This window comes from Pseudomonas trivialis, assembly GCF_036864995.1.
Classification (GTDB): domain Bacteria; phylum Pseudomonadota; class Gammaproteobacteria; order Pseudomonadales; family Pseudomonadaceae; genus Aquipseudomonas; species Aquipseudomonas trivialis.
On sequence record NZ_CP142151.1, the window covers coordinates 1,578,249 to 1,592,914 of the forward strand.

General features: G+C 61.7%; 13 protein-coding genes. 7 read left to right on the forward strand and 6 right to left on the reverse strand.

All coding sequences use genetic code 11. From position 1 onward, the window contains the following. Window position 1: 1 nt before the first annotated feature. The gene (locus VRB54_RS07020) at window positions 2-568 is read right to left on the reverse strand and encodes a CsiV family protein (protein WP_338480110.1); all 567 of its coding nucleotides are present in this window, start codon (window positions 566-568) and stop codon (window positions 2-4) included. An 11-nt stretch (window positions 569-579) separates the two neighbouring features. After that, entirely contained in the window at window positions 580-4,029 is a 3,450-nt protein-coding gene (gene mfd, locus VRB54_RS07025) for a transcription-repair coupling factor (RefSeq protein WP_338480111.1), read from the reverse strand. 340 nt (window positions 4,030-4,369) lie between these two features. Here mfd and VRB54_RS07030 point away from each other — a divergent pair, with 340 nt between their 5' ends. Beyond that, window positions 4,370-5,833 (forward strand): glyceraldehyde-3-phosphate dehydrogenase, encoded by a 1,464-nt coding sequence (locus VRB54_RS07030; RefSeq protein ID WP_338480112.1) that lies wholly within the window; start codon window positions 4,370-4,372, stop codon window positions 5,831-5,833. Window positions 5,834-6,013: 180 nt separating this feature from the next. Here VRB54_RS07030 and VRB54_RS07035 read toward each other — a convergent pair whose 3' ends face one another. After that, the gene (locus tag VRB54_RS07035; RefSeq protein WP_338480114.1) at window positions 6,014-6,547 is read right to left on the reverse strand and encodes a chalcone isomerase family protein; all 534 of its coding nucleotides are present in this window, start codon (window positions 6,545-6,547) and stop codon (window positions 6,014-6,016) included. Between the two features lie 214 nt (window positions 6,548-6,761). On the opposite strand from VRB54_RS07035, the gene sthA reads away from it, so the two are divergent. Beyond that, window positions 6,762-8,156, forward strand: coding sequence for a Si-specific NAD(P)(+) transhydrogenase (sthA, locus tag VRB54_RS07040; protein ID WP_057009571.1), 1,395 nt, complete (start codon window positions 6,762-6,764; stop codon window positions 8,154-8,156). 42 nt (window positions 8,157-8,198) lie between these two features. On the opposite strand, the gene VRB54_RS07045 is transcribed toward sthA, so the two are convergent. Next, window positions 8,199-8,921, reverse strand: a complete 723-nt coding sequence (locus VRB54_RS07045; protein ID WP_057009572.1) for a glycerophosphodiester phosphodiesterase — start codon at window positions 8,919-8,921, stop codon at window positions 8,199-8,201. A 44-nt stretch (window positions 8,922-8,965) separates the two neighbouring features. Then, the gene (locus VRB54_RS07050) at window positions 8,966-9,544 is read right to left on the reverse strand and encodes a PilZ domain-containing protein (RefSeq protein ID WP_338480115.1); all 579 of its coding nucleotides are present in this window, start codon (window positions 9,542-9,544) and stop codon (window positions 8,966-8,968) included. Window positions 9,545-9,638: 94 nt separating this feature from the next. Between VRB54_RS07050 and VRB54_RS07055 the strand changes: the two genes are divergently transcribed. From VRB54_RS07055 to queF, 5 genes are all read left to right on the forward strand, one after another. Beyond that, the gene (locus VRB54_RS07055) at window positions 9,639-10,889 is read left to right on the forward strand and encodes a lipoprotein-releasing ABC transporter permease subunit (protein ID WP_338480116.1); all 1,251 of its coding nucleotides are present in this window, start codon (window positions 9,639-9,641) and stop codon (window positions 10,887-10,889) included. Window positions 10,890-10,896: 7 nt separating this feature from the next. Further along, entirely contained in the window at window positions 10,897-11,580 is a 684-nt protein-coding gene (gene lolD, locus VRB54_RS07060) for a lipoprotein-releasing ABC transporter ATP-binding protein LolD (protein WP_167325114.1), read from the forward strand. A 61-nt stretch (window positions 11,581-11,641) separates the two neighbouring features. Further along, window positions 11,642-12,886, forward strand: a complete 1,245-nt coding sequence (locus tag VRB54_RS07065; RefSeq protein WP_209990150.1) for a lipoprotein-releasing ABC transporter permease subunit — start codon at window positions 11,642-11,644, stop codon at window positions 12,884-12,886. 24 nt (window positions 12,887-12,910) lie between these two features. Then, window positions 12,911-13,423, forward strand: coding sequence for a cupredoxin family protein (locus VRB54_RS07070; protein WP_338480117.1), 513 nt, complete (start codon window positions 12,911-12,913; stop codon window positions 13,421-13,423). Between the two features lie 66 nt (window positions 13,424-13,489). Continuing rightward, window positions 13,490-14,320 carry an NADPH-dependent 7-cyano-7-deazaguanine reductase QueF gene (gene queF / locus VRB54_RS07075; RefSeq protein WP_338480118.1) on the forward strand — a complete coding sequence of 277 codons (831 nt, stop codon included), beginning with the start codon at window positions 13,490-13,492 and terminating at the stop codon, window positions 14,318-14,320. A gap of 54 nt (window positions 14,321-14,374) precedes the next feature. On the opposite strand, the gene VRB54_RS07080 is transcribed toward queF, so the two are convergent. Continuing rightward, window positions 14,375-14,641, reverse strand: a complete 267-nt coding sequence (locus VRB54_RS07080; RefSeq protein ID WP_057009578.1) for a DUF4404 family protein — start codon at window positions 14,639-14,641, stop codon at window positions 14,375-14,377. Between the last annotated feature and the right edge of the window lie 25 nt (window positions 14,642-14,666).

A 14,666-nucleotide genomic window follows, 5' to 3' on the forward strand; every position in this document is an offset into this window, starting at 1 on the left:
ATCAGTCCTGAAGGCCCGGCGGTGGCGCACTGGGGGGCTTGGCGGTCAGCGAGGTGATCTTGATCAGCAGCGCCAGGTGGCCGCCGTCCAGGTAGTTGAGCTGGTTGTTCTTGGTGCGCACGTCTTTCTGGGCCAGGTGTTCGCTGGCGATCACGCTGCCGTTGGCGTCGAACTGGTTGATCCAGAAGTCCGCGTCGATATCGGTAAAGCGCCCCAGTTGCAGGCGCAGCACGCCCTGGAGGGGGAACTGGCCGAACTGTTCGGCGCCGTCGGTGATCGCGATGTTTACCGGTTGCTCACCGAGGTTCTGCTCCCAGGCCTTGTGCGCCAACACCGTGTAGCTTGAGTCGGCGCGCAGCTTGTCGACGATGGTGCCCAGGCGCGGCGGGCTCATCCGCTCGCCCAGGCGCGGTGCGCCGGCGTCCCAGTCTTCCGGGGCGGGGCGGCTGTTGATCATCGGTTCCGCGTTCTGGCGCACCAGGATCATTTCGACCTGGTAGGGGCTGTCGGCAAATGCCGCAGGCGCCACGACCACCAGCAACAGGCTCAAGATGCGGAACAGGCGCATGGGGGCGTCCTTCATGCAGATTTCGGAATGAGGCGCTCAAACAGCGCCTCCAGGGTATTGAAGCGTTCTTCCGGGCGTTCCATCGGCACCATGAATTTGAACAACGTCGCCCCTTCGAATTTGTAGCGGTTGGGCTGGCCCTGGATCAGCTTGATCAGTACCAACGGGTCCACCGGCGTCTGCGCTTCAAACTCGATGCGCCCACCCTGCGGCCCGGCGTCGACCTTCTTGATGCCCAACTGCTCGGCCTGCAATTTGAGCAGGGTCAGACGCACCAGGTTTTTGGTCGGGTCGGGCAACAGGCCGAAGCGGTCGATCATCTCGACCTGCAGATCCTTGAGGCCTTCTTCGTCGGTGGCCGAAGCGATGCGCTTGTACAGGATCAGCCGCGCGTGCACATCCGGCAGGTAGTCTTCGGGAATCAACGCCGGCAGGCGCAGGTTGATCTCCGGGCCGCCGCCCAACGGTTGGTCGAGGTTGGGTTGCTCGCCCTTGCGGATGGCTTTGACCGCGCGCTCCAGCATCTCCATATAAAGCGTGAAGCCCACGGCCTGGATCTGCCCGCTCTGGCCGTCGCCCAGCAACTCGCCGGCACCACGGATTTCGAGGTCGTTGGTGGCCAGCACAAAGCCGGCGCCCAGGTCCTGGGTGTTGGCGATGGCTTCCAGGCGCTTTTCCGCATCGGCGGTGATCTGCTGGCGCGGCGGCGTGAGCAGGTAGGCGTACGCCTGGTGGTGACTGCGCCCGACCCTGCCGCGCAACTGGTGCAACTGGGCCAGGCCGAACTTGTCGGCACGCTCGATGATGATGGTGTTGGCGCTCGGTACGTCGATGCCGGTCTCGATGATGGTCGAGGCGATCAGCACGTTGAAACGCTTGTGGTAGAAGTCGCTCATTACCTGTTCGAGTTCGCGTTCGCGCATCTGCCCGTGGCCGATGGCGATGCGCGCTTCCGGCACCAGTTCGGCGAGGTCGGCGGCGCATTTCTCGATGGTCTTCACATCGTTGTGCAGGTAGTACACCTGGCCGCCGCGCAGCAGTTCACGCAGCAGCGCTTCCTTGACCGTGCTTTTGTTCTGCTCCATCACGAAGGTGCGCACCGACAGCCGGCGCGCCGGCGGCGTGGCGATGATGGACAGGTCGCGCATGCCCGACACCGCCATGTTCAGCGTGCGCGGAATCGGCGTGGCGGTGAGGGTGAGAATGTCGACTTCACTGCGCAGGGCCTTGAGCTGTTCTTTCTGACGCACGCCGAAGCGGTGCTCTTCGTCGATGATCACCAGGCCCAGGTTCTTGATCTTCACATCGTCCGACAGCAGCTTGTGCGTGCCGATGACGATATCGATTTTGCCCTCGGCCAGGTCGGCGATGGCGGCGTTGACTTCCCTGGCCGACTTGAAGCGGCTCATCACTTCCACACTCACCGGCCAGTCGGCAAAGCGGTCGCGAAAGCTGTTGTAGTGCTGCTGGGCGAGCAGGGTGGTCGGCACCAGAATGGCGACCTGGCGACCGCCGTGCACGGCAATGAACGCCGCGCGCATTGCCACCTCGGTCTTGCCGAAGCCCACGTCGCCGCACACCAGGCGGTCCATCGGCTTGGGCGCGAGCATGTCGGCGCGCACGGCTTCGATGGTGGTTTGCTGGTCCGGGGTTTCTTCGAAGGCAAATCCGGCGCTGAAGGTGGCGTAGTCGGCCTTGGGGTCGGCGAACGCATAGCCCTCGCGCGCGGCACGTCGTGCGTAGATATCGAGCAGTTCGGCCGCCACGTCGCGCACCTGTTCTGCGGCCTTGCGCTTGGCTTTCTGCCAGGTCTCGGAGCCGAGGCGGTGCAACGGCGCCAGCGCGTCGTCGCTGCCGGTATAGCGTGCGATCAGGTGCAGGCTGGCCACCGGCACATAGAGCTTGGCGCCCTCGGCGTATTCCATGGTGAGGAATTCGGCGGCCTGATTGTCGATCTCCAGGGTCTGCAGACCGAGGTAGCGGCCCACGCCGTGGTCGATATGCACCACCGGTGCGCCTTCACGCAGCTCGGTGAGGTTCTTGATCACCGCGTCGTTGTTGTGGTCGGCGCGTTTTTCGCGGCGGCGACGCTGCATCACGCGCTGGCCGAACAGTGGGCTTTCGGCGATCAGCGCCAGCGCCGGGTCGTCCAGCAGCAAGCCTTCATCGAGCGGCGCAATGGTGATCGCCAGGCGCTCCTTGCTGTTGACGAAGTCCGGCCAGCTATCGACAGTTTTTGGCCGCAGCTTGAGGCGCTCCAACAGCTCCAGCAGCACTTCGCGGCGCCCGGCGGACTCAGCGGTAAACAGCACGCGGCCCGGGAAGTCGCCGAGGAAGTTGGACAGCGCTTCCAACGGTTGTGTGGCTTTGGCCTGGATCGACAGGTCCGGCAGGGTCGCGGCGGGGAAGCGCTCGCGGCCACTGCCGGCGTCCACGTCCTGCTGGCTGGCGACGACGCGCGGCCAGTTTTTCAGGCGGGCGAAGCAGTCTTCCACCGGCAGGAACAGCTCGGCGGGCGGCAACAGCGGGCGGGAAGGGTCGACGCGGCGCTCTTCGTAGCGGTTGCGCACATCGTTCCAGAAGTTTTCCGCCGCCTGCTCGATACCCGGCAGCGAGAACACCTGGGTGTCCTGGGGCAAGTAGTCGAACAGCGTGGAGGTTTCGTCGAAGAACAGCGGCAGGTAGTACTCGATACCGGCCGGGGTAATCCCGCTGCTCAGGTCCTGGAAGATCGGGCAGCGGCGGAAGTCGACGTCGAAGCGTTCGCGAAAGCGCGCCTTGAAGCGCGTGACCGCGTCCTTCTGCAGCGGGAATTCCCGGGCCGGCAACAGCTTGACCGAGTCGACTTTGTCGATGGAGCGCTGGTTTTCCGGGTCGAAGGTGCGCAGCGTCTCGATTTCGTCATCGAACAGGTCGATGCGGTACGGCAACTTGCTGCCCATGGGAAACAGGTCGATCAGCGCGCCGCGCACGGCGAATTCACCGTGCTCGTACACCGTGTCGACGCAACGGTAGCCGCTGGCTTCCAGGCGCGTGCGCATCTGTTCCACGTCGAGCTTCTGGCCGATGTCCAGCACCAGGCTGCTGCCCAGCAGGAACTTGGTCGGCGCCAGGCGGTGCAGGGCGGTGGTGATCGGAACAACCAGCACGCCGTGAGCCAGTTCCGGCAGGCGGTACAGGCTGGCGATGCGCTGGGAAATGATGTCCTGATGCGGCGAGAACAAATCGTAGGGCAGGGTTTCCCAGTCGGGAAAATGCAGCACCGGCAAATCCGGCGCGAAGAAGCTCAGCTCCTGCTCCAGCCGCTCGGCACTCTGGCTGTCTGCGGTGAGCAGCAGGGTAAAGCGCTTGGCAGCGCTGGCAGCCTCGGCAATGGCCAGGCTCAGGGCGGCACCGGGCAGGTTGCCCCAGTGCTGTTTACCTGCCGCGGCAGGGAGGAGCGGTAGACGCAGGACGGGCACGGAAGGTTGAGCTCCAAGCGTTGCGACAAAGTCGGTAATTGTAACGGCCAGAGGTGCCGCCTGTCAGTTGCTGACTGTGCCTGATGCGGTTTTCGGGAAATGTAGTGGCTAAGACAAACAATGCTCGGTTTTGACTCAATATGTAGTGCCAAAAACGACGGATATTTCGGAGGGTTACGGACAAGTCGGCCGTGGCGTGCCACTGGTGGCCTTCTGGAACCCGCGTATTTCAAGGGCTGTGGCGGGGTGGTGGTTTTTTGCAAGGGGTTTTTGTTCGCCCTGGCGCATTGCTCATCGCGCACTCGGACGACATAATGTAGCCCCTTTTTTCAGCCCCTACATGTGGAAGGTTCCCGTGACTCAGAAGCCCGACCAGTGTCTTGGTGAATGGATCGACCGTGAAGCACTCGCAGAAGCGATGATCCCGCTTATCGGTCAGCTGTACCGCAATAACAATGTGGTGAGCTCGATCTATGGCCGCAGCCTGATCAACCAGTCTGTCATCGCGATTCTCAAAGCCCACCGCTTTGCGCGTCACCGTTCCGCCGACGACAGCGAACTCTCCGTCCACGAAACATTCCCGCTGCTCAAGGCCATGAGCGAGCTCAAGCTCGGCGCGGCCTCGGTCGACCTCGGCAAACTGGCCTACAAATTCCGCAAGGAAGGCGCCGGCCGCAGCGCCGAGCAGTTCGTGCGTGAAGAAATGGCCGACGTGGTTGGTCAGCAAAGCGCTGCCGCCCGCAAGGGCACCGACGTTGTGCTGTACGGTTTCGGTCGGATCGGTCGCCTGCTGGCGCGCATCCTCATCGAAAAAACCGGCGGCGGTGACGGCCTGCGCCTGCGGGCCATCGTGGTGCGCAAAGGTGCCGACAACGACCTGACCAAGCGCGCCAGCCTGCTGCGTCGCGATTCGGTGCACGGTCCGTTCAACGGCACCATCGTCATCGATGAAGAAAACAGCACCATCACCGCCAACGGTAACCTGATCCAGGTGATCTACGCGAAGAACCCGTCCGAGGTGGATTACACCCAGTACGGCATCAAGGATGCCCTGCTGGTGGACAACACCGGCGTATGGCGTGACGCCGAAGGCCTGGGCCAGCACCTGGCCTGCCCGGGTATCGACCGCGTTGTATTGACTGCGCCCGGCAAGGGCAAGCTGAAGAACATCGTGCACGGCATCAACCATGGCGAGATCACCGCTGAGGACAAGATTGTCTCCGCTGCGTCCTGCACCACCAACGCCATCGTGCCGGTGCTCAAGGCGGTGAACGACAAGTTCGGCATCGTTAACGGCCACGTCGAGACCGTTCACTCTTACACCAACGACCAGAACCTGATCGACAACTTCCACAAGGGCGACCGCCGTGGCCGCAGCGCTGCGCTGAACATGGTCATCACCGAAACCGGCGCCGCCACCGCTGCAGCCAAGGCCCTGCCTGAGCTGGCCGGCAAGCTGACCGGCAACGCGATCCGCGTGCCGACGCCGAACGTGTCGATGGCCATTCTCAACCTCAACCTTGAGACTGCCGCCAGCCGTGAAGAAATGAACGAGTACCTGCGCTACATGGCGCTGCACTCGGATCTGCACAAGCAGATCGACTACGTTAACTCGCAGGAAGTGGTGTCCACCGACTTCGTGGGCTCGCGCCACGCCGGTGTGGTGGATGCCGAGGCGACCATCAGCCAGGACAACCGCGTTGTGCTGTATGTGTGGTACGACAACGAGTTCGGCTACAGCTGCCAGGTGGTGCGCGTGATGGAAGACATGGCCGGGGTCAACCCGCCGGCGTTTCCGCGTTAAGCCTGTGTTGAAATGAAAAGGCCCCGACTGGTTCGGGGCTTTTTTATGGCTGATGGTTTTTCTGGTGTCTGTAATGGCCTCATCGGGAGCAAGCCCCCTCCCACATTTCGACTGCATTCACACAGTCAAAATGTGGGAGGGGGCTTGCTCCCGATAGCGGTGGGGCAGTCAATATCCTCCTCAATTGAGTAACGCGCTGCGCAGGCTGTCGGACAAGCCTTTGGGCGCCAGCCAGATGCCCAGGTAGGCCTTCGCCAGCGCCTCATCGCGACTGCTGAACACCACCTTGCCATTAATCTCCAGGTTCAAACCCCGTCCAGGTCGAACATCCAGTGCATAGCGGTCGCCGCTGCTGATATTGCGAAAACTGGCGTGCAACTTATCAAGCTCCGGTTTTAACCGGGCGCTGGCCTGCTGGCGCTCCAGCGTGGCCGTGGCCGCCTTGATCACATCATTGCGGTCAATGTCGCGAAAGTAATAGAGCTCCAGGCGCAGCGCTTTCTGCTGGTCCCAGGCTTGCCTTGCGCTCGAATCCGCTGGCGCATACAGCGCAGCCGCGTACACATCCGCCCAGAGATAATTGAGCACCGCCTGGTTTTTCAGCACCAGCCCCTCGAACTGCGGCGGGAAAGCGGCTTGCCTGAGCCGGTCGGCATCGTTGGCGTGCGCGGTGATCGACAGCATGAGCATCAAGCAGATAAAGAGTTGTCGCATAATGGCCCTTCCTGAATTCAGCGCTGATTTGGGTGCTGTAGTATGGCAAGACTGGCCTACGACGCGACCAAGGGTTAATGTGCGCGGCGGTGAGCCTTCTATAGACTGTGCCCCGGTTCACACACTTGAGCCAAATTGTCCTTCATGACCGCTGGCCGCGGCATGATTTAGCCAGGCGTCCAACCGTACGCCTGGCCTGTTCTGAGGAGTACGCATGGCTGTCTACAACTACGACGTGGTGGTACTGGGTTCCGGCCCGGCTGGAGAAGGCGCGGCAATGAACGCCGCCAAAGCGGGGCGCAAGGTGGCGATGGTCGACAGCCGTCGCCAGGTCGGCGGCAACTGCACCCACCTGGGCACCATCCCGTCCAAGGCCTTGCGTCACTCGGTCCGCCAGATCATGCAATTCAACACCAACCCGATGTTCCGGGCGATTGGCGAGCCGCGCTGGTTCTCCTTCCCGGACGTGTTGAAAAGCGCCGAAAAAGTCATCGCCAAACAAGTGGCCTCGCGTACCGGCTTTTACGCCCGTAACCGCGTCGACCTGTTCTTCGGCACCGGCAGCTTCGCCGACGAGCAAACCGTCGAAGTGGTCTGCGCCAATGGCGTGGTCGAGAAACTGGTGGCCAAGCACATCATCATCGCCACCGGTTCGCGCCCGTACCGCCCGGCGGACATCGATTTCCACCACCCGCGTATCTACGATAGCGACACCATCCTGAGCCTGGGCCATACCCCGCGCAAGCTGATCATCTACGGTGCCGGTGTGATCGGCTGTGAATACGCCTCGATCTTCAGTGGCCTGGGTGTGCTGGTCGAGCTGGTGGACAACCGCGACCAGTTGCTTAGCTTCCTCGACTCGGAAATCTCCCAGGCGTTGAGCTACCACTTCAGCAACAACAACATCACCGTGCGTCACAACGAAGAGTACGAGCGGGTCGAAGGCCTGGACAACGGGGTGATCCTGCACCTCAAGTCCGGCAAGAAGATCAAGGCCGACGCCTTGCTGTGGTGCAACGGCCGTACCGGCAACACCGACAAGCTGGGCATGGAAAACATCGGGGTCAAGGTCAACAGCCGTGGCCAGATCGAAGTGGACGAGAACTACCGTACCTGCGTGACCAACATCTATGGCGCCGGCGATGTGATCGGCTGGCCGAGTCTGGCCAGTGCGGCGCACGATCAGGGTCGTTCAGCCGCCGGCAGCATTATCGACAACGGCAGCTGGCGCTATGTGAACGACGTGCCCACCGGGATCTACACGATTCCCGAGATCAGCTCGATCGGCAAGAACGAGCACGAGCTGACCAAGGCCAAGGTGCCTTACGAAGTGGGCAAGGCGTTCTTCAAGAGCATGGCGCGGGCGCAGATTGCCGGTGAGCCGCAAGGCATGCTGAAAATCCTGTTCCACCGCGAGACCCTGGAAGTGCTCGGCGTGCACTGCTTCGGCTACCAGGCCTCGGAGATCGTTCACATCGGTCAGGCCATCATGAGTCAGCCGGGTGAGCAAAACACCCTCAAGTACTTTGTGAACACCACGTTCAACTACCCGACCATGGCTGAAGCCTATCGGGTAGCCGCTTACGACGGCCTCAACCGGCTTTTTTGAGCGGCTCCGGCCGGTGGCCTGAGCCGGCCGGGGAGACCGATTTCAGTAATTCCCGAGAGTGGCAGTGGCCAAACCGGGAAAGTCTGTAATCAGGCTATCTACGCCGAAGTCGGCGAGCCTGCGCATCAGTGCAGGTTCGTTGACCGTCCACACCGACACGTGCAAACCCTGGCGCTGGGCTTTTTCCAGCCGTTCAGGGGTGCACAGCGTCCAGTTCAAGGCCAGGTACTCACAGCCGTAGTTCTGCGCGACCTTCAATGGGTCGAGCCAGGCGTATTCGGCCACCAGCCCGCGTGACAGGTCCGGTGTGAGGTCCACCGCCGCTTTCAATACTTCCCGCGAGCTTGAGGTGACGGTGACCTTGTCCATCAGGCCAAAGCGCACGGCCATCTCGCGAATCGCCAGCACGGTGGTCGCGGCGCGGGTGCGTGAGGCGCTTTTGACTTCCAGTTGCCAATGATCGAAATCGCACTGTTCGAACAACTGCTCCAGGCGCGGGATCGGGCACGGCTTCACCCAGCCGGGTCCGCCTTTGCGCGCATCCATCTTCACCAGGTCCGCCGCTGAATACTCGACCACCTTGCCGCGTCGGTCGGTGGTGCGCTTGAGGGTCGGGTCGTGGATGACCATCAGCTCGCCGTCCATGGACAGGTGCAGGTCCAGTTCGCAGCGGCGTACGCCGTGTTTGAGGCATTCCTGAAAGCTGGTCAGGGTGTTTTCCGGTGCTTCGCCTTTGGCACCGCGATGGCCGTAAATCAGGGTCACAGTTGCTCCTTTGCGCCAGCGTTGCTGACGGTGTGAGTACGCATTCAGAAGTCGTCGCTTTGTTCTCGCGCCAGGCGGCGTTCCTGGGCCTGTTTCTGCAGAATGTAGCGTGCCAGCAATTGGCGTTGGGCATCGGTCATGGATTCGAATTCCGTGGACACCTCAAAGCCGTCGTCCTGTGGCGTGCACTGGGTGACTCGCGCACGCAGCAGCAGGCCGAGCGCCTGGGGCATCAGCACCAGCTTGACCGCCAGGTGCGAATCGGGTGCCACGGGGGCAGGGTGATGAAAGTCGATGCCGCCTTCGGAGATGACCACCGGCTGCGGGGCGCCGACTTCATCGAGCAGGCCGCGCGCCATGATCTGGCTGAGCAGGTCCAGACGTTTGTTCTGCACGCGCAGAAAGGCGGCGAGGGTGCGATCCTTCTCGCTCAGCTGGCGCAGCAGGTGCTGGGCTTCGAATTCGCTGAGGTGCAGTTCGCTGAGGAGATTGAACAGCGGTGAATCATCCAGCAACACTTCCTTGCCCGCCGCTTCGGGGGCCGACAAGGTTTTGATTTGAAGTGCGATCATGTCGTCGATACGGTAGTATTCGCGGCGCTCTTCTTCATCTAATGTCGACATGGCGAACCCCAGTTAGCGGCAATGGTCTGAGTGTAAAGCTGCTGACCAGCCCCCGCCACCGGGACGTCTTCTTTTCCTCCGAACAAGCCCCGACATGTTCAGACCTCTCTTCGTATTTATCGGCACGCGTTATACCCGTGCAAAGCGTCGCAATCATTTTGTGTCGTTCATTTCCCTGACCTCGATGATCGGTCTCGCCCTGGGCGTGGTCGTGATGATCGTGGTGCTGTCGGTGATGAACGGCTTCGATCATGAGATGCGCACCCGCGTGCTGGGCATGGTGCCCCACGCGACCATCGAGGGCGATGCACCGATCAGCGACTGGCAAAGCCTCGCCGCCAAGGTCAAGCAGAACCCCAAGGTGCTGGCCGTAGCGCCCTTTACCCAGATGCAGGGCTTGCTGACCAATGACGGCAAGGTGCAGAAAATCCTGCTCAATGGCGTCGACCCGGCTCAGGAACGCAACGTGTCGATCATCGACAAGTTCATGTTGCAGGGCAAACTCGACGACCTGGCTCCCGGCAGCTTCGGCATCGTGATCGGCGACAAGGCGGCGGCCAAGCTCGGCGTGGGCGTCGGCGACAAGCTGACCTTCGTCGCGCCGGAAGTAACCGTGACCCCGGCCGGCATGTTCCCGCGCATGAAGCGTTTTACCGTGATCGGCACCTTCCACGTCGGCGCCGGCGAGATCGACGGTTACCTGGGCCTTACCAACCTCACCGATCTTGCGCGCCTGCATCGCTGGCAGCCGGACCAGGTGCAAGGCCTGCGCCTCAAGTTCAACGACCTGTTCGATGCGCCGCGCGGCGCCTGGGAAATTGCCCAGCACCTGGGCGAGTCTGAGTACTACGCGCGCGACTGGACCCGTACCCACGGCAACCTGTATCAAGCCATCCGCATGGAAAAAGCCATGATCGGCCTGCTGTTGCTGCTGATCGTCGCCGTGGCCGCGTTCAACATCATCTCCACCCTGGTGATGGTGGTGAATGACAAGAAGGGCGATATCGCGATCCTGCGTACGCTCGGCGCCACGCCGGGGCAGATCATGGCGATCTTCATGGTGCAGGGCACCGTGATCGGCGTGGTCGGCACCCTGATCGGCACGGCGGTCGGGATCCTGGCCGCACTCAATGTCAGCGCCGCGATTGCCGCGCTGGAAAAAGTGCTCGGTCACAAGTTCCTCAACGCCGACGTCTACTTCATCGACTACCTGCCGTCCCAGGTTCAGGCCCAGGACGTGTTGATGGTGGGCGCCGCCGCGTTGGTCCTGAGTTTCCTTGCCACCCTGTATCCAGCCTGGCGCGCGGCACGTACCCAGCCAGCACAGGCCTTACGTTATGAGTGAATCGGGCATGAGTGAAAAAGCAATCCTGAGCTGCCGCAACCTGGGCAAATCCTACGAGGAAGGCCCGGAGTCGGTGGTGGTGCTGTCCAACCTGCAACTTGAGTTGCATCCGGGCGAGCGCGTGGCGATCGTCGGCAGTTCCGGCTCGGGCAAAAGTACCTTGCTCAACCTGCTGGGCGGCCTCGATACGCCGTCCAAGGGCAGCGTATGGCTGGCCGGCGAAGAACTGTCGGCCCTCGGTGAAAAGGCCCGTGGCCAGTTGCGTAACCGCTCGCTGGGCTTTGTGTACCAGTTCCACCACCTGCTGCCGGAATTCACCGCGCTGGAGAACGTGTGCATGCCGCTGCTGATCGGCAAGACCGCGATCCCCGAAGCACGCCAGCGCGCCAAGGCCTTGCTCGAGCGCGTGGGCCTCGGCCATCGCCTGGAGCACAAGCCGGCCGAGCTGTCCGGCGGCGAGCGCCAGCGTGTGGCGATTGCCCGCGCCCTGGTCAACAACCCGGGGCTGGTGATGCTCGACGAGCCCACCGGCAACCTCGACTCCCACACCGCCCAGGGCATCAAGGACCTGATGCTGGAACTGAGCACCCAGATGCGCACTGCGTTCCTGGTGGTGACGCATGACATGAGCATGGCCCGCCAGATGGATCGCGTGCTGCACCTGCAGGAAGGTCATCTGGTCGCCATCTGACCCGTTTCAGGCCCGGTGCTTCACGTGTCGGGCTTTTTCATTTTTCAGACGGTGCCCGCTAATGTTCAGACCGTTATCGATTTTCATCGGCACGCGCTATACCCGCGCCAAGCGCCGCAACCGTTTTGTCTCGTTTATCTCGATGACCTCGATGATCGGCCTCGCCCTGGGTGTGCTGGCGATGATCGTGGTGCTCTCGGTGATGAACGGTTTCCAGCGTGAAATGAGTTCCCGCATCCTCGGCATGGTGCCCCACGCCACCATCGTCGGCGTGAAGCCGATGGACGATTGGCGCCCGGTGGCAGCGGCGGCGATGAAGAACCCTGAAGTGACCGCTGCTGTACCTTTCACCCAGATGGACGGCATGTTTTCCTACAAGGGCGCCATGCAGCCGATCGAGATCAGCGGCGTCGACCCGGCACAGGAAGGCAAGGTGTCGATCGTGGCCCAGCACATCGTGCGCGGCAAACTCGACGACTTGAAGGCCGGCGAGTTCGGCGTGGTGATCGGTGACATCACCGCGCGGCGCTTTCGCCTGAACGTGGGCGACAAACTGACCCTGATCGTGCCGGAAATCAGTACCGCCCCCGGCGGCATCACCCCGCGCATGCAGCGCTTGAACGTGGTGGGTATCTTCAAGGTCGGTGCCGAGCTGGATGGCTCCATGGCGTTGATCCATATGGCCGACGCCGCCGAGATCCAGCATTGGCAGCCCAATCAGGTGCAAAGCGTGCGCCTGGCGGTAAAGGACTTGTATGCGGCGCCCAAGGTCTCGGCCGATATCGCCGCCAGTCTCGGTGCGGCTTATAAACCGGATGACTGGACTCACACCCAGGGCAGCCTGTTCAGTGCGATGAAAATGGAAAAGACCATGATCGGCCTGTTGCTGCTGATGATTGTCGCCGTGGCAGCGTTCAACATCATTGCCACCCTGATCATGGTGGTGAACGACAAGGGCGCGGACATTGCGATTTTGCGCACCATTGGCGCCACGCCACGGCAGATCATGGCGATCTTCATGGTGCAGGGCACTGTGATCGGGATTGTCGGCACCCTGATCGGCGGCGTGCTGGGGGTGATTGCCGCGCTCAACGTGAGCGAGCTGGTGGGTTGGCTGGAGCGGGTGAGCGGGCAGCATATCTTCAGTTCGGACGTGTATTTTGTCAGCAACCTGCCTTCGGAGCTGCAAGGTGGGGATGTGCTGCTGATCTGCACGGCGGGGTTTGTATTGAGCTTTCTGGCCACGCTGTACCCGGCGTACCGGGCGGCGAAAATCGAGCCGGCGCATGCCTTGAGATATTCCTGATTCGATCATGGTGGGAGCGTTTAAATGATCTTGCGTACATCCTTGTTATTGGCGGGCTGCCTGATGGCGTTGAGTGTCGATGCACTGGCCGACGCGGCGCACGGCTACGCCTTTGGTCATCCGGCGGCGGCGGATAAAGCCACGCGCAGTGTCGAGGTGACTCTGCAGGACATTGCGTTCGCGCCCAAGTCCCTGGATGTAAAGGCCGGTGAGACCGTGCGCTTTGTGCTGGTCAACAAAGGCCAGTTGCTCCACGAATTCAACCTGGGCGACGCGGCGATGCATGCCGAGCACCAGAAGGAAATGCTGCAGATGCTGGCCAGTGGCATGCTCACATCCACTGGCATGGCCAAGATGGATCATGCTGCCATGGGCCATGGTGCGATGAAGCACGATGACCCGAACAGTGTGCTGGTGGAACCGGGTAAAACCGCCGAACTGACCTGGACCTTCGCCAAGGCCACCGGTCTTGAGTTCGCCTGCAACCTGCCGGGGCACTATCAGGCGGGAATGGTCGGCAAGCTGACCGTTGAGTGAGGCGATGATTAAGGGCGGGCGCAAAGGCTGGTAGACTGGCGCGGTTTATTTAGCCAGGTTTCCGTCATGCATCCCGCCGCCGAACACTCACCGCTGGGCAAGTCCAGTGAATACATCAGCACCTACACCCCTTCGTTGCTGTTCCCGATTCCGCGCGCCGCCAAGTGGGCCGAGCTGGGCCTGAGCGCCGAGACCCTGCCTTACAAAGGCGTAGACTTCTGGAACTGCTTCGAACTGTCCTGGTTGTTGCCTTCGGGCAAGCCGGTGGTGGCCATCGGCGAATTCAGCATCCCGGCCGACTCGCCGAACATCATTGAATCCAAGTCCTTCAAGCTGTACCTCAATTCCCTGAACCAGACCGCGTTCGCCGACACCCAGGACCTGCAAGCCACACTGCACAACGACTTGAGCTTTGCCGCCGGCAAGCCGGTGAGCGTGCGGATCCGCAGCCTGGTCGAGGTCGAGGCCGAAGGCGTGATGGCCTTGCCGGGTGTGTGCATTGATGCGCTGGATATCAGCGTCAGCAACTATGAGCATCCGCGCCCGGAACTGCTGCGCTGCGACGATTCGCGCGTGGTGGAGGAGAGCGTGCACAGCCACTTGCTCAAATCCAATTGCCCGGTCACCAGCCAGCCGGACTGGGGCAGTGTGGTGGTGGACTATCGCGGCGCGGCGTTGGATCACGCCAGTCTGCTGGAATACCTGGTGAGCTTTCGCCAGCATTCGGATTTTCATGAGCAGTGTGTGGAGCGGATTTTTCTCGACCTGCAGCGCTTGCTCAAACCTGAAAGGTTGACGGTGTACGCGCGCTATGTGCGCCGTGGCGGGCTGGATATCAACCCGTACCGCAGCACTGAGGAGGTGGCGTTCCAGAACGTGCGTCTGGCGCGTCAGTAGCCTGCACATAAAACCCAATGTGGGAGGGAGCAAGCCCCCTCCCACATTAAGCGTTTAGATACCGATGTTGCCAAGGGTGATCATGATGTTGCGCAAGGTCCCGGAAATAACCGGGTGATCAGCGTCGAACTCAATGGCCGCCTGATTCACGTCGTCGGAAATACTCGGCGTCTGGGTGGCCGGTTCCAGTTCAAGTTGCGTTTCAAACCTGGCAAGCAGGGCTTCCAGCGCTTCACGCTTTTCGGCCGGCAGTGGCGGATCCTGTTCCAGTTGCTCGCGCAGAATGTTGACCTGTTCTTGCAGTTTTTCGCGGGCAGGCATGGTGTTCTTCCTTTTATCGATAGGC

Coding starts and splice junctions, on each gene's coding strand:
- VRB54_RS07020 (WP_338480110.1), bottom strand. CDS start 568: ATGCGCCTGTTCCGCATCTTGAGCCTGTTGCTGGTGGTCGTGGCGCCT.
- VRB54_RS07030 (WP_338480112.1), top strand. CDS start 4,370: ATGTGGAAGGTTCCCGTGACTCAGAAGCCCGACCAGTGTCTTGGTGAA.
- VRB54_RS07035 (WP_338480114.1), bottom strand. CDS start 6,547: ATGCGACAACTCTTTATCTGCTTGATGCTCATGCTGTCGATCACCGCG.
- sthA (WP_057009571.1), top strand. CDS start 6,762: ATGGCTGTCTACAACTACGACGTGGTGGTACTGGGTTCCGGCCCGGCT.
- VRB54_RS07050 (WP_338480115.1), bottom strand. CDS start 9,544: ATGTCGACATTAGATGAAGAAGAGCGCCGCGAATACTACCGTATCGAC.
- VRB54_RS07055 (WP_338480116.1), top strand. CDS start 9,639: ATGTTCAGACCTCTCTTCGTATTTATCGGCACGCGTTATACCCGTGCA.
- lolD (WP_167325114.1), top strand. CDS start 10,897: ATGAGTGAAAAAGCAATCCTGAGCTGCCGCAACCTGGGCAAATCCTAC.
- VRB54_RS07065 (WP_209990150.1), top strand. CDS start 11,642: ATGTTCAGACCGTTATCGATTTTCATCGGCACGCGCTATACCCGCGCC.
- VRB54_RS07070 (WP_338480117.1), top strand. CDS start 12,911: ATGATCTTGCGTACATCCTTGTTATTGGCGGGCTGCCTGATGGCGTTG.
- queF (WP_338480118.1), top strand. CDS start 13,490: ATGCATCCCGCCGCCGAACACTCACCGCTGGGCAAGTCCAGTGAATAC.
- VRB54_RS07080 (WP_057009578.1), bottom strand. CDS start 14,641: ATGCCTGCCCGCGAAAAACTGCAAGAACAGGTCAACATTCTGCGCGAG.